This is a genomic window from Janthinobacterium lyxosi, assembly GCF_051380665.1.
Taxonomy (GTDB): Bacteria; Pseudomonadota; Gammaproteobacteria; order Burkholderiales; family Burkholderiaceae_D; genus Janthinobacterium.
On record NZ_JBNYXM010000011.1, the window covers coordinates 209,047 to 226,929 of the forward strand.

18 protein-coding genes are annotated in these 17,883 nt (G+C 64.7%); 8 read left to right on the top strand and 10 right to left on the bottom strand.

Annotation, left to right across the window (positions count from 1 at the left end; genetic code table 11):
• Positions 1 to 170: 170 nt before the first annotated feature.
• Positions 171 to 743 carry a GbsR/MarR family transcriptional regulator gene (locus ACQ4WP_RS14365; protein WP_436521638.1) on the bottom strand — a complete coding sequence of 191 codons (573 nt, stop codon included), beginning with the start codon at positions 741 to 743 and terminating at the stop codon, positions 171 to 173.
• A 117-nt stretch (positions 744 to 860) separates the two neighbouring features.
• On the opposite strand from ACQ4WP_RS14365, the gene cydD reads away from it, so the two are divergent.
• The 5 genes from cydD (at position 861) to cydX (ending at position 7,233) form a co-directional block, all read left to right on the top strand.
• On the top strand, positions 861 to 2,555 hold the full coding sequence (cydD, locus tag ACQ4WP_RS14370) for a thiol reductant ABC exporter subunit CydD (RefSeq protein WP_436521640.1): 1,695 nt from the start codon (positions 861 to 863) through the stop codon (positions 2,553 to 2,555).
• Positions 2,552 to 4,234, top strand: a complete 1,683-nt coding sequence (locus ACQ4WP_RS14375; RefSeq protein ID WP_436521642.1) for an amino acid ABC transporter ATP-binding/permease protein — start codon at positions 2,552 to 2,554, stop codon at positions 4,232 to 4,234. Before cydD ends, ACQ4WP_RS14375 begins: the two co-directional genes overlap by 4 nt.
• 105 nt (positions 4,235 to 4,339) lie before the next feature.
• Positions 4,340 to 5,917 (top strand): cytochrome ubiquinol oxidase subunit I, encoded by a 1,578-nt coding sequence (locus ACQ4WP_RS14380; protein WP_436521644.1) that lies wholly within the window; start codon positions 4,340 to 4,342, stop codon positions 5,915 to 5,917.
• A gap of 13 nt (positions 5,918 to 5,930) precedes the next feature.
• Positions 5,931 to 7,085, top strand: coding sequence for a cytochrome d ubiquinol oxidase subunit II (cydB, locus tag ACQ4WP_RS14385; RefSeq protein ID WP_436521646.1), 1,155 nt, complete (start codon positions 5,931 to 5,933; stop codon positions 7,083 to 7,085).
• Between the two features lie 22 nt (positions 7,086 to 7,107).
• Positions 7,108 to 7,233: a cytochrome bd-I oxidase subunit CydX gene (gene cydX, locus ACQ4WP_RS14390; RefSeq protein ID WP_436521648.1), complete on the top strand. Its 126-nt coding sequence runs from the start codon at positions 7,108 to 7,110 to the stop codon at positions 7,231 to 7,233.
• A 62-nt stretch (positions 7,234 to 7,295) separates the two neighbouring features.
• Here the strand turns inward: cydX and ACQ4WP_RS14395 are convergent, their stop codons facing one another.
• A complete protein-coding gene (locus ACQ4WP_RS14395) occupies positions 7,296 to 7,517 on the bottom strand; it encodes a hypothetical protein (RefSeq protein ID WP_436521650.1) in 222 nt (73 codons plus the stop codon).
• A gap of 134 nt (positions 7,518 to 7,651) precedes the next feature.
• Complete coding sequence (locus tag ACQ4WP_RS14400) at positions 7,652 to 7,831, bottom strand: hypothetical protein (protein ID WP_436521652.1); 180 nt, start codon at positions 7,829 to 7,831, stop codon at positions 7,652 to 7,654.
• Positions 7,832 to 7,991: 160 nt separating this feature from the next.
• On the opposite strand from ACQ4WP_RS14400, the gene ACQ4WP_RS14405 reads away from it, so the two are divergent.
• Positions 7,992 to 8,720 (top strand): hypothetical protein, encoded by a 729-nt coding sequence (locus ACQ4WP_RS14405; RefSeq protein WP_436521654.1) that lies wholly within the window; start codon positions 7,992 to 7,994, stop codon positions 8,718 to 8,720.
• 15 nt (positions 8,721 to 8,735) lie between these two features.
• Here ACQ4WP_RS14405 and ACQ4WP_RS14410 read toward each other — a convergent pair whose 3' ends face one another.
• Both ACQ4WP_RS14410 and ACQ4WP_RS14415 read right to left on the bottom strand, forming a co-directional pair.
• Positions 8,736 to 9,110, bottom strand: a complete 375-nt coding sequence (locus tag ACQ4WP_RS14410; RefSeq protein WP_436521656.1) for a DUF1294 domain-containing protein — start codon at positions 9,108 to 9,110, stop codon at positions 8,736 to 8,738.
• A 62-nt stretch (positions 9,111 to 9,172) separates the two neighbouring features.
• A complete protein-coding gene (locus tag ACQ4WP_RS14415) occupies positions 9,173 to 9,739 on the bottom strand; it encodes a methylated-DNA--[protein]-cysteine S-methyltransferase (RefSeq protein ID WP_436521658.1) in 567 nt (188 codons plus the stop codon).
• 106 nt (positions 9,740 to 9,845) lie between these two features.
• On the opposite strand from ACQ4WP_RS14415, the gene ACQ4WP_RS14420 reads away from it, so the two are divergent.
• Positions 9,846 to 10,595: a nucleotidyltransferase domain-containing protein gene (locus tag ACQ4WP_RS14420; protein ID WP_436521660.1), complete on the top strand. Its 750-nt coding sequence runs from the start codon at positions 9,846 to 9,848 to the stop codon at positions 10,593 to 10,595.
• Here the strand turns inward: ACQ4WP_RS14420 and ACQ4WP_RS14425 are convergent.
• The gene (locus ACQ4WP_RS14425) at positions 10,592 to 12,826 is read right to left on the bottom strand and encodes a TonB-dependent siderophore receptor (RefSeq protein WP_436521662.1); all 2,235 of its coding nucleotides are present in this window, start codon (positions 12,824 to 12,826) and stop codon (positions 10,592 to 10,594) included. The genes ACQ4WP_RS14420 and ACQ4WP_RS14425 overlap by 4 nt on opposite strands.
• A gap of 323 nt (positions 12,827 to 13,149) precedes the next feature.
• On the opposite strand from ACQ4WP_RS14425, the gene ACQ4WP_RS14430 reads away from it, so the two are divergent.
• Complete coding sequence (locus ACQ4WP_RS14430; RefSeq protein WP_436521664.1) at positions 13,150 to 14,004, top strand: hypothetical protein; 855 nt, start codon at positions 13,150 to 13,152, stop codon at positions 14,002 to 14,004.
• Between the two features lie 2 nt (positions 14,005 to 14,006).
• Here the strand turns inward: ACQ4WP_RS14430 and ACQ4WP_RS14435 are convergent, their stop codons facing one another.
• From ACQ4WP_RS14435 to ACQ4WP_RS14450, 4 genes are all read right to left on the bottom strand, one after another.
• Positions 14,007 to 14,405 carry a bacteriohemerythrin gene (locus ACQ4WP_RS14435; protein ID WP_436521666.1) on the bottom strand — a complete coding sequence of 133 codons (399 nt, stop codon included), beginning with the start codon at positions 14,403 to 14,405 and terminating at the stop codon, positions 14,007 to 14,009.
• Between the two features lie 198 nt (positions 14,406 to 14,603).
• Entirely contained in the window at positions 14,604 to 14,759 is a 156-nt protein-coding gene (locus ACQ4WP_RS14440) for a hypothetical protein (protein WP_436521668.1), read from the bottom strand.
• A 165-nt stretch (positions 14,760 to 14,924) separates the two neighbouring features.
• The gene (locus ACQ4WP_RS14445; protein WP_436509283.1) at positions 14,925 to 15,110 is read right to left on the bottom strand and encodes a hypothetical protein; all 186 of its coding nucleotides are present in this window, start codon (positions 15,108 to 15,110) and stop codon (positions 14,925 to 14,927) included.
• A 137-nt stretch (positions 15,111 to 15,247) separates the two neighbouring features.
• Positions 15,248 to 17,647 (bottom strand): PepSY domain-containing protein, encoded by a 2,400-nt coding sequence (locus tag ACQ4WP_RS14450; RefSeq protein ID WP_436521670.1) that lies wholly within the window; start codon positions 17,645 to 17,647, stop codon positions 15,248 to 15,250.
• Positions 17,648 to 17,883: the final 236 nt, after the last annotated feature.

Genomic DNA, 17,883 nt, shown 5'->3' on the forward strand with positions numbered 1-17,883 from the left:
GATGTAAATTAATGCAATTTAAATAATTCTATTGGTTTAGTTGATAACGTCGCATACCGCTATGTATGGCTGTGCTAGCGATAGCCGACATGAGGTCAGGAACTGGCGTGACAAGGCGCGCCAGTTTGTGCTGGCGGCGTCTCGGCTTGGGAAGGAGGGGAGGCGGGGCTTCAGTCGCTGTTATTGCTGACGCCAAACAGGCGGTCCTTGGCATTGAGCAGCTTTTGCACCTTGGCGCCCATTTTCATCAGTTGCGCCATCGATTCGGGCGACAGGCGCTGCAAGTCGTCGAACCAGGTGTTGGCCAGGTCGACCAGTTCATACATTTCGCGCATGCGCTCCTGCGCATACTGGTCCACGGCTTCCGTGGCCGGCGCCAGCAGCGCTTCGCGCAGCACTGTCAGGGTGGGCGCCACTTCACGGCGCCGGCGTTCGGCGGCCACGACGCGGAAGATTTGCCACACATCGCCCAGCGAGGAAAAATACTCGCGCCGGTCGCCGGGGATGCGCGACTGGCGGATCAAGCCCCAGCCCTGCAATTCCTTCAAGCCGATGCTCACATTCGAGCGTGAAAAACTCAGGTGTTCCGCGATTTCGTCCGCGTGTAAAGGATGCTCCGCGACAAACAACAAGGCGTACACTTGCCCCACCGTACGATTAAAGCCCCAGCGGCTGCCCATCTCGCCGAAATGGCTGACGAAGGTCAGGATCAGCGGCGTCATGTGGATATGTTGAGTTTTCATAATTATCTGAATTTTTTCACGCCACACCCGTAGGGTCAATTGATATATGTCATGTTTCGCAGTATTATACAAAAAATCGAACTTACAGAAAATTCTGAAAACTAAAAAAATATAGAGATGCCGACCACGCCACTGTCTTTGCCCCGCTTTATGCTTCCCCGTGCCGCCAGCCTGGCGCAAGGCGGCGCCGCCTTGCTGTGGCTGCCGCAAGCGGCCTTGCTGGCCTGGGCCGTGCAAGCCATGCTCGACGGTGCACCCTGGCGCGCAGCCCTGCTGCCGGCCGCGGGCGTGCTGCTGCTGGGCGTGCTGCGTGCCGGCTGCGAAGCGTGGGGCGCGCGGCGCATGTATGCGGCGGCGCGCGAGCACCTGTCTGGCCTGCGCGCGCAAGTGGCGCTGGCGCTGGCGCGCCGTTCGCCGCTGGACCGCCAGCGCGCGCAGTCGGGCCAGGCGGCCAGTGTCATCGCCGAGCAGGCCGAAGCCATCGTGCCGTATCTGGTGCGCTACAAGCCTGCGCGCTGGAAAGTCATGCTCGTGCCGCTCGTGATCCTCGCCGTGGTGACGCCCCTGTCGTGGATCGCCGCATTGATCCTGCTCATCGCCGCGCCCCTGATTCCCGTCTTCATGGCCCTGGTGGGCATGGGTGCGCAAGCGGCCAGCCGCGCGCAGATGGTGGAAATGGGCAGCATGAACGCCTTCCTGCTGGACCGCCTGCGAGGCCTGGCCACCTTGCGCGCGCTCGACGCCGTCGATGCCACGGCCGAACGGCTGGACGCCTCGTCGCAATCCGTGCGCCGGCGCACGATGGTGGTACTGCGCATCGCCTTCCTGTCGTCTGCCGTGCTGGAACTGTTTTCCGCGCTGGGCGTGGCCATGGTGGCGGCGTTTATCGGTTTCTCCTTGCTGGGCAGCATCAATTTCGGCACCTGGGGCCGGGAACTGAGCCTGGGGCAGGGCTTGTTCATCCTGCTGCTGGCGCCCGCGTTCTTCGAGCCCCTGCGCGAACTGGCCGCCGTCTGGCACGACAAGGCGGCCGGCGAAGCGGGCCTGGCCGGCCTGCACGACCTGGCTGCCGATGGCGTGCCCCTGCCTGGCGCCGGCGTGGAGGTGGTTGCCGTTTCCGCCGCCGCCATGGCGGTGGCAGCACCGCCCGCCATTGACATCCGTGAACTGCGCTTTACCCATCCCGGCGAAGCGCCCGTATTCGACCGCTTCGACCTGACCGTGCGTGCCGGTGAACACGTGGCTCTGCTGGGCGCCAGCGGCGCCGGCAAGACCACCTTGCTGTCCTTGCTGGCCGGCTTGCTGCCCGCCAGCGGTGGAGAGATACGCATTGGCGGCGTGCGCCTGACCGACAGTACCGTCAATACCTTGCGCCAGCGCATGGCCTGGATGGGCCAGCGCCCCCACGTGTTTGCCGCTTCCGTCAGCCAGAATGTGACCCTGGGCCGCATCGGCGCCAACGCCGCGCACGTGACGCAGGCGCTGCACCTGGCCGACCTGGCTGCCGTGGCGCAGGCGCAGCCGGCCGTCATGCTCAGCGATGGCGGCCAGGGCTTGTCCGGCGGCGAAGCCGTGCGTCTGGCGCTGGCCCGCGTGGCTCTGCACCCGCATGCCGACCTGCTGCTGGTCGATGAACCGACGGCCCACCTGGACAGCGAAACGGCGGCGCGCGTCACGGACGCCTTGCTGGCATTGGCCAAGGGCAAGACGATGATCGTTGCCACGCACGACCCGGTGCTGGCTGGCCGCCTGCAGCGCACGGTGCAGGTCGATGCGCAGGCGCAGGAGCAGAAGGAAGAGGCGCGCGCATGAAAACTTCTCTCATATTGAATCCCGTCCTGCGGCAATTGCTGCTGGCCCAGCCAGGCAAACTGATCGGTGGCGCCATGCTGGCGGCCCTGACAGCGGTGGCCGGCATGGCCTTGCTGGGCTTGTCCGGCTGGTTCATCACGGCCACTTCGATTGCCGGCCTGCACGCCTCCACCGCGATCCTGTTCGACGTGTTCGGCCCGTCGGCCGGCATCCGCCTGCTTGCCATCGGCCGCACGGGCTCGCGCTATGCGGAGCGCCTCGTCACGCATGACGCCACGTTCGCTGCGCTGGTCTGCATCCGCGTGCAACTGTTTCGCGGCTGGTCGCGCCCGGAAGCGGCCAGCCGCTTGCTGCGCCAGCCCGCCAAGCTGCTGTTCCGCCTGACGGCCGATATCGACGCGCTCGAATCACTGTATTTGCGCCTGCTGGTGCCGGCTTTTACGGCACTGTGCGCGGCCTTGCTGGCCGGCGTGGCGCTGGGCGTGATGCAATGGCAGCTGGGCCTGGGCCTGGCCGCATGGCTGCTGGCCGCTGGCGGTAGCATCAGCTGGCTGGTGGCGCGCGGCGCCCGCCGTCCCGCCATCGTGCGCTCGCGCGCCATTGAAAAACTGCGTTCCGGCACCATCGACCTGGTGGCGGGCCAGACGGACTTGGTGATGGCGGGCCGCATCGACGCCCAATGCGCGGCGCTGGGGCAAATCGATCGCTCGCTGGCGCAAGCCGATTTCGCCTTGCTGCGCCTGGAGACGGCTGCCGGCGCCGCGTATGGCGTGGCCGGCAGCGTGACCCTGGCCGGTGTGCTGCTGGCCGTGGCCGCGCTGGTGCAGCAGCAAACGCTGAATGTGCCGCTGGCGGCGCTGGCCCTGTTGATCGCCTTGACGGCCGTGGAGCCGTTTGCGGGCTTGCGCCGCGGCGCGCTGGAAGCGGGGCGCATGTTGCTGGCCATGCGCCGCCTGGCGCCGCGCCTAGATGGGCAGGACGTGCCGCCGCCGTCCGTTGGTGCCGCGCCGGGCTTGCGCCTGGAACACGTCAGCGGCGCGCACGCAGGCAGCCATGTTGCAATTTTGCATGATATTTCCCTGCACATCGCGGATGGCGAGCGCGTGGCCTTGATCGGCCCCAGCGGCGCGGGCAAGTCCACCTTGCTGGCCCTTGCCGCGCGCGAGCTGGCGCCATTGTCGGGTTCCGTCAGCGCACCGCGCGCCTGTTTGTTCACCCAGAAGACGGAACTATTCCAGGACAGCCTGCGCGACAACCTGCGCCTGGCCGATCCGTCCGCCAGCGATGCGCAGCTGTGGGCGGCGCTGCAGGCGGCCGGCCTGGATGACGAGGTGCGGGCCTTTGCGGGCGGCCTCGACACACAGCTGGGCGAGGGCGGCCTGGGCTTGTCGGGCGGGCAGGCGCGGCGCTTGGCGCTGGCGCGGTTGTTCCTGCACGAGTCGACCCTGTGGCTGCTGGACGAAGCCACCGAGGCGCTCAATGCGCAGGCGGCAATCGATGTCCTGCAGCGCCTGCGCGCGCGCTGCGACGGACGCAGCTTGCTGATCGCCACCCACTTGCGGCGCGAAGCGGCGCTGGCGGACCGGCTGGTCAGCCTGCGCGATGGCCGCATCGTGGGCGACGCGCGCCGTGGCACACAAGCCTTCGAGGCGGCGCTGGCCGGCTTGCGCGGCGATTGATGGGCGGGCGGCACAGCCCGATAGCTTACAGCAGCAGAAGCTATCGAACAGCCGCATGTAGATACCAGGTTTACAATTACATTAGGGAAACACCAAGGAAATCATATGGACTTCGATATTGTCGCTTTATCCAGACTGCAGTTCGCGCTGACAGCTCTGTACCACTTTATATTCGTTCCGTTGACGATAGGCCTGTCAGTGATCCTCGCCATCATGGAGACGGTTTACGTGATGACGAACCGCCCCATCTGGCGCGACATGACCAAGTTCTGGGGTGTCTTGTTCGGCATCAACTTCGCCATGGGCGTGGCGACGGGCATCGTCATGGAATTCCAGTTCGGCATGAACTGGAGCTACTACAGCCATTATGTGGGCGACATTTTCGGCGCGCCGCTGGCCATCGAAGGTTTGATGGCCTTCTTCCTGGAAGCGACCTTCGTCGGCCTGTTCTTCTTCGGCTGGGACAAGCTGTCGAAGCGGGGCCACCTGGTCACCACCTGGCTGGTGGCCATAGGCTCGAACTTCTCGGCCCTGTGGATCCTGATCGCCAACGGCTGGATGCAAAATCCCGTCGGCGCGGCCTTCAATCCGCAGACCATGCGCATGGAAATCACGGATTTCGGTGCCGTGCTGACGAATCCTGTTGCACAGGCGAAATTCGTGCACACGGTGTCGGCCGGTTATACGGCGGCGTCGATTTTCGTGCTGGGTATTTCCGCCTGGTATCTGCTGAAGGGTCGCCACGTGCAGCTGGCCAAGCGCTCGATGACGGTGGCTGCCTCGTTTGGCCTGGCCGCCTCGCTGTCGGTGGTGGTGCTGGGCGATGAAAGCGGTTACCTGTCGTCCGAACACCAGAAGATGAAACTGGCCGCGATTGAGGCCATGTGGACCACGGAGCCGGCGCCGGCCGCCTTCACGGCTTTCGGCTTCCCCGACGCGAAAGCGCGCGAGACGCATTACGCCGTGCATATCCCGATGGTGATGGGCTTGATCGGCACGCGTTCGCTGACGACGGAAATCCCCGGCATCGAGCAACTGGTCGACCGCGGCGAGCTGCTGATCAAGGATGGCATCAAGGCGTATGACGCGCTGCAAACCATCCGCAGCGTGGCGCCGGGCGCGCCCGTGCCGCAAGAGGCGAAGGACATGTTCGAATCGAAAGGCCAGTCCATGGGTTACGCCTTGCTGCTGAAACGCTATGTCGACGACCCGCGCCAGGCCACGCCCGAGCAGATCCGCAAGGCCGCGCTCGACACCGTGCCGCCCGTGGGGCCATTGTTCTGGTCCTTCCGCGTGATGGTGGGCCTGGGCATGTTCTTTATCTTGCTCACCGGCACGTTCTTCATCCTGTCGACGCGCCGCACGCTGGACAAGCACCGCTGGCTGTTGAAGCTGGCCGTGTTCGCCATCCCGCTGCCGTGGGTGGCGATTGAAGCGGGCTGGATCGTGGCCGAAGTGGGCCGCCAGCCGTGGGTGATCGAAGGCGTGCTGCCGACGGCCGTGGCCGTCTCTAACCTGGGCGCGACTACCTTGCTGATCACGATTGCCGGCTTTGCCGCCATCTACACCGTGCTGTTGATTATCGAAATGAAGCTCATGCTCAAGGCTATCCGCAAGGGGCCGGAAGAGACGGCGCCGGCCCCCGCGCCAGCGGCCGCAGCCATTCCTACTCAACGCGCCTAAGGAGGGCCAGACCATGATTTTGCATGAAATGATTTCTTACGAAACACTGCGCCTGATCTGGTGGCTGCTGATCGGCATCTTGCTGGTGGGCTTTGCCATCACGGACGGCTTCGACCTGGGCACGGGTATCCTGCTGCCCTTCGTTGGCAAGACGGACCTGGAACGCCGCGTCGTCATCAACAGCATCGGTCCCGTGTGGGAAGGCAACCAGGTGTGGCTGATCCTCGGCGGCGGCGCCATCTTTGCGGCCTGGCCGCAGCTGTACGCCGTCTCGTTCTCGGGCTTTTACCTGGCCATGTTCGTCATCCTGGTGGCGCTGATTGTGCGTCCCGTGGCGTTCAAGTTCCGCAGCAAGCGCGAAGACCCGCGCTGGCGCGCCCGCTGGGACGCGGCCCTGTTCGTGGGCGGCTTCGTGCCGGCCCTGATCTGCGGCGTGGCCATCGGCAACGTGCTGCAGGGCGTGCCGTTCCGTTTCTCGCCGGACATGCACATCTTCTATGACGGAAGTTTCTTTGCGCTGCTCAACCCGTTCGCGCTGCTGTGCGGTCTCGTCTCGGTGGCCATGCTGGTGATGCACGGCGCCACCTGGCTGCAGCTGAAAACGGACGGTGCCGTGGCCGAACGGGCGCGCCGCTACGGCAGCGTGGCGGCGATCGCGACAGTCGTGCTGTATGCACTGGCTGGCGTGGCCCTGTGGCTGTGGGTCGATGGCTACCGCATCAGCAGCACGGTGGTGGTCGATGGTCCGTCGAATCCGATGCTGAAAACGGCGGAAGTGCACGTGGGCGCCTGGTTCCTCAACTTTGCCGCCCATCCCTGGACCTGGATCGCTCCAGCGCTGGGTCTGCTTTGCCCTCTGCTGGCGTTCGCCTTCCAGCGCGCGCGCCGCGAAGTGCCGGCCTTGCTGGCCAGCGCGGCTGGCATCGCCGGCATCATCCTCGGCGTGGGTGCAGCCATGTTCCCGTTCATCCTGCCCTCATCGATCGACCCGCGCGCCAGCCTGACGGTGTGGGACTCCTCGTCCAGCCACACGACCCTGTTCATCATGCTGGTCGTCACGGCCGTCTTCATCCCCCTCATCGTGGCGTACACGACGTGGGTATATAAAGTGCTGTGGGGTAAGGTTGATGGAAAAGCCATCGAAGACGACAGCGGTCACGCCTACTAAGAATTAAGGAAAGGATATAACTATGTGGTATTTCGCCTGGATACTGGGTCTTCCGCTGGCGGCGACCTTCGCCGTGCTCAATGCAATGTGGTATGAAATCGCCGATGGCGACACGACGCCCGAGCACTACCGCGACACGCCCAAGTAGACGCGTGTCGGCTTGACTGGCCCCGCCCCGTGCTCATGCATCGGGCGGGGCTTTTACTTTGATCAAAGCAAAATGAATTCGCCGCGGATGCGCAGCTTCATGCCGCGCGGCGCGTCGGCGCCTGCCGCCACGGCCCAGGCAGTGACCCATTGCGCGCAGCGTTCCCGCTCGGCCGCATCGTGCAAGCGTTGCAAGCGTTGCAAGCGCGCATCGGCCCGGTCGATGCGCTGGGCCAGGTACAGGCGCTGATCCATGGGGTCCGTCTTCTTGCTGTAATGCTGCATGGTGATTCCTTTCCGCGTGGTAACTTCGTTCGGTCATGGCATAGCCATGTACGCGGGGGCGGGGCGTCTGGATTCAGTTCAGAAAAAAAAGCCACCGCAAGGGTGGCTGGTCTGGTTTCGCGATGGACGTGCCCTCAGGCGGGCGTCTTGCCGACCGGTTTTGGGGTGGCAATGGCGATCGGATCGCTGGCGGGAAAGCTTTCTTTCAGCGCTTCATCCAGCGCTTGCTCGGCATGGCTTTCGCTGGCCGGCGTGGGCGAATCGCGCTCCGGTGGCGGGGCGGGCGTGGTGGCGGCGTTGGTGCTCGAATGCATGGTGAATCCCCCTGCGGTAGTGCGCCACGCGGCCGGAATGGCCGTGGCGCGTGCTGATGCCTCCAGCCTAGCACATGGCGCAGCGCGCCCGCTGCGCCTGCCCAAGGGGATGAGGGCGGCGTCTGCTACACTGCGTTCCACTTTTATCGACGGAACCGCCATGACTTCCCTTCCTTTGCCGTACCGCGCCACCGCCACCCAAGCCTGTGCCTGGCTGGCGCAACAGACTGGCACGCCGTGGACCCTGGCGCGCCTGCTGGAGCAGGGCGGCTTGCCGTTTGTCTGGCTCGATTACAGCGAAGAGTGGGCCGAGCTGTTCCACGACGGCGTGACGCGCTATGCAGCGCCCGTCGTGTTCATCGGCGACAAAGAACACCTGGCCTCGGGCGCCGATGATGTCTGGCTGCGTTTTACGCGCGACTCCGGCAATATCTCCATCGAACTGAAGGCACCGGGTTTGCGCGTGCCGCTGGACGGCTTGCACTTCCAGGAGCGCGATCTGTTGCGTTTGCTCAAGGAGTTGCAGCATCCGCAGCCGGCCGAGCCGGAAGCCGGAGCTGACAACGCAGCACCGTTTGTCTTGCCCAGCGCCTTGAAGGGCCTGGGGCGCGAGCAAATTCTGATCGCCTTTGCCGGCGTGGGCAAGGTCGACCTGGACCAAGGCATGGCCAGTGGTGTGGGCATCTTTGGCGACGATGGCGCGCGTGTGCGCAAGAATTCGCGGGGCGGCAAGAACAGCCACCTGTGGCATCCCGTCACCCTGGCGTTCGGCCTGCACGATGTGCACCGCGTGCCGATGGCGCACCTGAAGAAGGCGTTCGCCACGCAGCCCTTGCTGCGCGAATGGAAGGCGGACTGGCTGGAATCGCTGCGTTTGCTGGGCGAGTGACGGGTCGCAGCGGTCCTACAGCTCGATCGGCGCGACTTCGGTGCCGATATCGGGCGCCGCGTAATGCATGCTGAAATACACGAAAGCGGCGATATTGAGGGCGACGGTGATCCAGAACAGCACGCGAAACGAACGCTTGCTGGACTTGTGGCGCAGCCACTGCTGGGCCAGCACGGCGCCAGGCCAGCCGCACAGCAGTCCCAGCAGCAGCAGGGTGCGCTCCGAGGTGCGCCAACGTCCCTGTTTGGCGGCTGACTTGTCGATCGCATAGGCGACGAAACAGCTCAGGCTCAGCACGCCATACACGAGGGCGACCAGGGCGGGGATGTGGAAAAAGAACGTGGCCAGCAAATACAGGACAGCAAACAGCAGGATGGACAGATACGGCATAATTTTTGATATGTTTGCTTGAATGGATGGCGTGGCCATCCGGGAGTGACAGGAACAGGCGGCTAGAACAAGCAACCTTGTGCCGTATCAACATGCACGGCGCGGCGGCGGGCGTGGCCCGTCTTCAGTGCTTCGCGGTCGCTGGACAGGGCGATGCCTTCCAGGGCCAATAAGGTTTCCTTGGCCTGCAGGCCGCCTGCAAAGCCCGTCAATTCGCCCGCGGCGCCGATCACCCGGTGGCAGGGGGCGATGATGGAAATGGGATTCTTGCCATTGGCGGCGCCTACGGCGCGCACGGCGGCGGGACGGCCGATCTGGCGCGCGATCTCGCCATAGCTGCGCGTCTGCCCGTACGGTATCGTCAGCAGCGCGCGCCAGACTTCCTGCTGGAATGACGTGCCAGCAAAATCGAGCGGCACGTCGAATTGCTGGCGGGTGCCGGCGAAATACTCGCCCAGCTGGCGCGCCGTTTCCTGCAGCACGGGGCAACTGTCATCGACGCGCATCGCGCCCAGGCGCACGCGGTTCGGCTTGTCGTTTTCCCACAGGATGGCGGCCAGCGCCGCCCCGCGCGCCACCAGGGTCAGTTCGCCCACGGGCGAGGGCATCACGAGGCAGTCGTATTCCATGTTTCTTCCTTGATCAGATAGCGCCAGTGTAGCAGGATGGCGGCAGCGTGCATGTCGCGTGCAGGATAGCGTGTAGGATAGTGCTTTTCGGCACGGAGCACTTGCTGTGACAAACATTCCCACCTATGACGCCATCCGCGCGATTGCCGTGCGGCTGGTGCAGGAACACTATCCCACGGCCGTGGCGGCCATCATCGGCGGTTCGTTTGCCACGGGCCGGCAGACGCCCAGTTCCGATATCGACTTGCTGCTGCTGTTCGACCACGTCGATTGCGCCTGGCGTTCGACCATCGTGGCCGAAGGGCGCACGGTAGAGCTGTTCGCGCACGACCTGGCCACGTTCAAGTATTTTTGCAAGGAAATGGATGCACCGGGCGGCACGGTGCCGCTGGCGCGCATGGTGCTGGAAGGGGAAAATATCGCCGCCTCCGGCGAGCATTACGCGCAATTGCTTGCGTTGGCGCAAGCCATCGCCGCCGCCGGGCCACCCGTACTCGACATGGACAACTTGCAGCGGCGCCGCTATGCCATCACCACCTCGCTGGAAGACCTGGTCGACAGCCGGCATCCGGGCGAGGCACTGGCCGTGGCTTGCCAGCTGTATGAAGCGCTGGCCGACCTGCACTTGCGCGCGGCGGGCGAATGGAGCGGCGGCGGCAAGCACCTGTTTCGCCGCTTGCTGGCGTTCGATGCAGCCATTGCCGGGCAGCTGGACGGTGCGCTGCGTCTGGTCGCCAGCGACCTGGCGGCGGGCCAGCGCGCGTTCGAACACGTCACCGCCGCCGTGCTGGCGCCCGTCGGCGGCCCCTTGCTCGATGGATTTACCTTGCTTGCCCCCGCGCACTGGCGTGCTTAAAACGCCGTGCGCACGGCCAGGCTGATATTGCGCGGCTCGCCCCAGAATACGCCGTCGAAGAAGCCCACGTTGCGGTAGTATTTCTTGTCGAGCAGGTTGTTGACGTTCAGCTGCACGCTGGCATGCTTGCTGAGCGCATAGCTGGCCATGGCGTTGACCAGCGCATAGCCCGCTTGCGGGATGTTCGTCATCTCGCTTGACGGCGGGCGGCCGTACCACGATTCGCTGTAGATGGCGCTTTGCGCCGTCATGCTGGCACCCGCTTTCAGCCCTGCCAGACGGCCGTCGAAGCGGTAGCTGGTGGCCAGGCGCAGCAAATGGCGCGGCTGCGTGGTGGCGGCGCGGCGGCCATCGGCCTCGGCCGCATGCAGATAGGTATAGCCGCCGCTCGCTTCCCAGGCCGGCGTGAGCTGGCCGGAAACGTCGAACTCGATGCCCTTGGCCGTCACGCCAGCGCCATTGGCCACCATGGCCTGGCCGCCGTCGGGCAGCAAAAAGCCGGGCGGTACCGTGCGGTCGAGTTCCGCCAGGTTCTTTTTCTTCGTGTGGAACAGGGCGGCCGATGCGTTCAGCTTGCCTTCATAGAATTCGCCCTTGATGCCCAACTCGGCATTGTCGCCCGTTTCCGGCGCCAGGAACTGGTTGTTGCGGTCCTTGCTCGATTGCGGGTTGAACAGCTGCGTGAAGCTGGCGTAGGTCGAATATTGCTTGTTGATGTCGAACACGGCGCCCACATACGGCGTGACTTCATTGCGTGTTTCCACGAAGTCGCCGCTGCCCGTGTACACGCCTTGCGTATTGTAGTTGCGCGTATCCGTACGGTAAGTACTGCTGCGCGCGCCGATGATCAGGTGCAGCGGGTCGGCCAGGCTCAGGCGGGTGGCCACATAGCCGCCCGCCAGGCGCGTCACGGTTTCCGTGTGCGAGCCGTCCGGGTGGAACACGGGACGGGGAATGTTGCCCGTCCAGTTGCGGTAATCGGGGATAAAATCCGGGTAATTGATTTCCGCTTCGCCTCCCAGCGAGCGCGAGCGCTGGTTGCCGCCGTTCCAGCCGACGATGGCCGTGTGCTTGCGCCCCAGCAAGGTGAAGGGACCGCTGGCGTACACGTCGAAATTGTCGCCCGTGTTCTTGCCTGCGCCCCAGGCGCCCGTCCACAGATGCATGCCTTCGCCCGTGGCGGGATCGGGATAACCTTTGCCCGCATAGAGAACGGTGGTGCGGTTCGTGCTTTCCGTACGCGCATAGCCCAGGTGCAGATTCCAGTTGCCGGGCAGGCGCTGGTCCAGCGACGTGAACACCGTGTGCTGCTTGTTGGCCCAGCTGCTCCATGGCGTCGTCCAGCTGGTGTTGCGCGGCAAGTTCGCCAGGCTGCCATCCGCGTTCCAGTAGGGCACGGCGCCCCAGGTGGCGCCTGTGGGCTGGTTATCCTGGAAGTCGACACCGGCCGTCAGCAGGGTGCCGGGACGCACGTCCGCCTCGACGATGAGCATGCCGACCGTCTTGCGTTCGTGATACATGTCCAGGTAGGAATCGCGTTTTTGCCAGGCCAGGGCCGTGCGCGCACGCACGCTGCCCTCCGCGTTCAGCGGCGTGGAGAGGTCGGCCTCGAAGCGCTGGTCATCCCAGCGGCCCATGATGAGGCCGGCGCTGGCCTGGAAGGTTTTCGTGGGACGCTTGCGTATCATGTTGATGGTGGCCGAAGGGTCTCCCTTGCCGCCCATCAAGCCGGTGGCGCCGCGCACGACCTCGATGCGGTCATACAGGATGGTGTCTTGCAACGGCGCATTGCCGCCGCGCGCCATGCCGTCGATCTGGATATTGTTGATGCCGAAGCCGCGCGCACTAAAGGTCGTGCGTTCCGTGTCGTTCTGGCCCACCTGGATGCCTGTCGTCTGCGCCAGCGCCTGGTCCAGGCGCACGGCGCCCAAGTCGTCGAGCAGCTGGCGCGTGATCACGCTGACCGATTGCGGCGTCTCGCGCAGGGACAGGTCCATGCGCGTGGCGCTGCGCGTTTCGCCTGCCGTGTACGCTTGCGTGCCTTCCGTCGTCGCTGTCGACTGGCCTGTCACGGTGACGGCCGGCATGGTCACGTCGGCCGCAGCGGGGTCGGCGGCCTGTGCCGGCAGGGCCACGCCAGCGGCAAGGCTGAGCAAGGCGATTTGTAACAGGCGGGGGAGGGGGCGCAAGGCGGGCTGGCGCGAAGAAGAGAAGACGGTAGTCGATTGCATCATTTTCCTGGAATATTTTTAGTCGTGTTTTCCTATCTCGTCTGGCGAGGTGCGCAGTAGCTGGGGGATGGCATGACGCTGGCCCGTGGTCTGGCTTGGATAGCAGTTCCACCGCAAGGCCCGGCGCGGTCGGGCAGTGGAAAAGAAGGGCGCGCGATTCCTCCTCACTTTCGTGAATAAGAATCATTATCAATATAAATGCTATTTGCCAAATAATCAAGCGTGCGCACCAAAAGAGTGCGGCAGGCCAATGGCGGCACATCGTCCGGCCTTCTGCGATAATGCAGGGGCTGATAAAATATTTCCCTCATTGAAAGAAATGCATGCGTACATGGATCGCTTGTGCCGGATGGTTGTGTGTCGTGTCGCTGGGCCAGGCCCAGGAACACGCGCCGCCGCCGGCTGTTCCCGTGCCGCTGCAAAGCGCCAGCATGCCGCCCGCCGCCGCTGTCGTGCCGCCACCCCTTGTGCCGCCGCCCGTTGCGCCTGCCACACCCGCTACGCCAGCAGAGGACGCCTCGCCCTCGCAAACGGTGACGATCACGGCCAATAGCGACGCCAAGGCGCCGCGCATACGTTTCACGGCTTACCGCGAGAGTTATCTGACGGCCAGGAAAGTGTGGCAAGTGTCGAGCGGTAGCGTGGTCATGGCCCTGCGCCTGATTCCGGCCAAGCTGAGCGCCACCATCGACGATGTGCGCGTGGCCCTGCAAGGCAATGGCGCCCCCGTGCCGATCAAGGTGTCCGACGGCGGGGTGTTTGTCGTGCCGCTCAACGATGACATCGCCGCGCAGGATGGCACCTTCCTGGTGAACAAGGGCAGGGGCGAGCTGACGGCAAATATCGTGCTCCAGCCATCCGTGGCGCGCGATGCGTGGAACGTCACGCGCGTGGGGCAAGTCTTGCACGACGCGCGGCGCGCCGTGCGGGCCATCACGCCGTGGTACAAGCGGCCGTTTGCCAACGATGTGCAATCGCTGGCCTTTTGCACGGCCGAGCGGGGCAGCGCCTTACAGTTGATGGATGGCGAGCAACTGATCGCCACCTTGCCCATGCACGAGCCGGCCGTCAACGACATCAGCCAGCCCGTGTTTTGCAAGATTTTCGACGGCGAAGACAAGTACCCGGGACATTACCGCGTGGTCTTGCCCGAGCAAGCCACGGTGCTGCTGCTGTAGGTCTAGTTGGGCTGGCGTTGCGCCAGCTCCAGGGCCGCCGCCAGGGCCAGGTCCATGGTGGCCTGGTGAAAGATCAGCCATTGCGGCAAGAGCGAGAGCGCATGGCGTCCCTGCTCCAGGTCGCCTTCATCGACGGCGGCCCAGGCATGGTGCAAGCCGCTGAGCACGCGCGCATGCTGTTCGCGGTGGTTGGCCAGCGAGGGAAAGTCGATTTGTTCCATCAAATCCTCTTCCTCGCGGAAATCGCGTTCGACGGCCGCAATCAGCTCGCGAAACGCCACGCTGAAATGCTGGTCGCTCAACTGTCCCAGCCGCGCCAGCTCCTGAAACAGCGCCTCATGCGCCTCGTCGATGGCGGGAACGCCCAGCGCCATCTCATCCTTCCAGTCCGATTTACCCATGCCGATGCTCCCGGTTAAGTCCGTCGCGATGCGAAGCGGACTGTTCCAGTGTGGGCGTAGCGAAGGTTGAAATCCATGATCTGGATCAAAAGTATGGTGAAGAGGGGGAGGGGAAACATGGAAAAAATGTGGATGGAGGAACAATTTCCCATCCGCAATAAAACGGATTGAACGATGCGCCTTGTTACCGAGCGCGTACTATTGCTTCGGCCAATGGTTCCACATGGCATGGGCATCGACATTCGGTACTTGCAGCTGCTGTCCTGCCGACAACTGCATCGTATCCCTCAGCACGAGGGGTGCGAGCAGCAAGGCCGACAGGGCAAGGCAGGCCAGCACTTTGAGCGTCAACATGGTCGTCTCCTGATGAGCCGGTGGCGGCGCGGGGATGCGGCGCCTGCCGGTCACTTCATTCGCGTACGCATTATCTTTACTACCATGCTTGCAGTGTAGCCCACTTGGTCGGAACTTCAACTTACTGCTGTGATGCACCGCACAAGTTCGCCTGTTGCCAGGGGCTTATTTGGCCTTGCGGTTGCGCCGCGGCTTGCCTGCCGCGGGCAGGAAGGAATCGAACCATACTTGCGTCAATTGGCGCGTATTTTTCGCCGCTTCGCGCTTGACGGCGGCCGTGGCGTGGCCGCGCGCCGTGTTGGCGATGCGGTTGGCCGCGCTCAGGTACATGCTCATCCAGGGGTTTTTCATGGCTAGCCTCGCAGACAGTGAGTGGGGCGGCGATCGTGCCGCCATGTCCCCACTTTAGTCCGATGGCTGGCCCTGACTGTGCGCCTGCCCACATAGCCGGGCGGCGCCGAGGGCGGACTGATGTATATCAATACACGTCAATACACGTCGCGGCGGTAGCGTCCGGCCGCCAGCAGGGCATCGAGGCCATCCTGCCCCAGCACTTCTTGCAGTACAGCATCGATTCCTGCCGCCATGCCGTGCAGGCTGCCGCATACGTAGACGATGGCGCCTTGCGCCAGCCAGTCGCGCAGTTCATCGGCATGGTCGCGCAAGCGGTCCTGCACATATTCCCGTGTTTCACTATCGCGCGAAAAGACGCGGTCCAGGCGCGCCAGGTGACCAGCGTCCAGCCAGCCTTGCAACTCTTCGCCGCAGACGCTGTCAAAAGCATGCTGGCGCTCGCCGAACAGCAACCAGTTGCGTGCCAGCCCAGCCCGCCGGCGCGCGCGCAGGTGCGCGCGCAAGCCGGCCAGGCCGGAACCGTTGCCGATATAAATGCAGGGCAGGTCGACCAGTGTTGGCGCGAAGGCGGGATTGGCTTGCAGGCGCAGGCGGATGCTGCCGTCCAGCGGGGCGAAGCGCGTGAGCCAGCCGGAACAGATGCCATGGCCCTGGTTCTCGCCGCCTGCATGGCGTTCCTGGCGCACCAGCAACTGCACTTCGCCATCGGATGGCAGCGACGCGAGCGAGTAGCTGCGCGGCGCATGTTGCGCACCCTGCGCGTCGCCATCGCTGCCGTCCGCGTTGCACCCGATGATTTCCGCCAGCGCGCCCGCTTCCCAGGTGGCACCGGCCGGTCCCGTCAAGGTGATTTCATGCAGCTCGCCGCCCAGGCTGCCGGGGTTGAGCAGCACGCGGCGCAGCAAGCGCCACTCTGCATATGACGCCTGTTCCTGCACGCCGATGGCATCGATGGCGCTGCCGCTACAGCGGGCCAGCGCTTTGGACCAGTCGGCCAGGGCGGCGGGGTCGTGCTTGTCCACTTCGATCAGGGGGAACAGGGGCGTGGCGCCCAGCGCGCGCAATTGCCGCTCCAGCGCATGACCGAAGCCGCAGAAGTCACTGTAGTGGCGGTCGCCCAGGGCCAGCATGCCAAATTCAAGGCCTGCCAGCGGCGTGCCCGCCGTTTGCTGCAACAGGCGCGCGAAGCGGCGCATGCCGTCCGGCGCTTCGCCTTCGCCAAAGGTGCTGGCAACGACCAGGGCCCGTTCATACTGGCGCAATTGCGCGGGATCAAAGCGGTCCAGCGACTGCACATCGACGGCCACACCCGCCTGCTGCAGGGCGCGCGCGCTTGCCAGGGCCAGGCGCTCGGCCTGGCCCGACTGGCTGGCGTAGGCTACCAGCGTGGGCAGGCCAGTAGCCATATTGCCGGGAGTGCCGGCCAGCAGAGCCCGCTGCGCCTGCACAGCCCGTTTCGCCTTGCGGCGGCCCAGGTACAACATCCAGCCCGTGATGGCGAACAGGGGCAGGCCCAGGCTGGCCACGGTGACGATGATGCGGCCCGGCAAGCCGAAATACGTCCCCATATGCAGCGGATAAATGATGTTGACGAGGCGCGCACCCAGCGCCTGCTGGCTGTACGGCTCGTTTTCCGTGAGCGTGCCATCGGCCGGGGAAATGCTTATGCGGCTGCGTGCCCGTTCGTGTGGCGCGTCGCTGGCCAGCCACGTGAATTGCACGGCTTCGCCGGCGCGCGTGGGCAGGCGCACGCTGGCCAGGCTCCAGCCGGGGGCGTGCTGCTGGAAGCTGCTCCAGGCCAGGCTGAGGTCGACGGCGGGCGTATGGTCCTTGGCTGGCCCCTTTTTCGCGGGCGCCTGTGCCATCCTTGACGGCTTGCCAGCCCAGGCGTCGATATTGTCGCGCACCACGTCATAGCTCCAGTAAATGCCCGTCAGGGTCAGCGCCACGTACACCACCAGGCACCAGGTGCCGGCCACGGCGTGCAGATTCCACAAAAACGAGCGGCCTTTTAATGCAGGATCGAAAGTCAGCCAGGTGCGCCAGTCCAGCGGACGGCGGGGCCAGCGCAGGTACAGGCCGGAGAGTGCCAGGCCCAGCAGGCACAGGGCCAGCGCGCCCGCCACTTGGCGGCCCGGATCGCGCGGCAGCAGCAGCCAGCGGTGCAATGACTCCGTCCACTCGAAAAATCCCGCGCCCATCAACGCGGGCTGGATCGCACCCGTGTACGGATGGACATAAATGGACTCGCCGCGCCGCTGGCCCTCCTTAGCCGCGAAGAACAAACGGGGCGCCACGCCCGCTTCTGCATACATGGTGATCGAGGCGACGCGCTGGCCGTGTTCCGTCGCGGCGATGTTGCTCAGCTGGGCTGGTGTCAGCGGCGCGCGGGTTTCCACGGGAACGTGGCGCACGCCGGGGTTCATGACATCGAGCAATTCCTCCTTGAAGGCCAGGGTGGCGCCACTCAGGCCGATGATCACCAGTACCGTGCCGGCCGTGATGCCGATAAACCAGTGCAGTTGAAACCACACCTGCTTCCAGCGCCAGCGCCAGTGCCAGCGCCCTTGTTGCGGGGCGGCGGCAAGCTGGCGCCGCTGGCTGGTCTCTGGCGCATCGTCGGCGCTGGCGCGCAGCTGGGGTTGTGGCAGGGAGGAGAATGAAATGGACGCCTCCCTCCCGATTCAGGCGATTCGGGCGAAGTAGGTCTGGTAGCGGGTAGCACGATAGGGGGGATCCTCACGGGCCTACGGCGTCAAAGCGCCTAAAG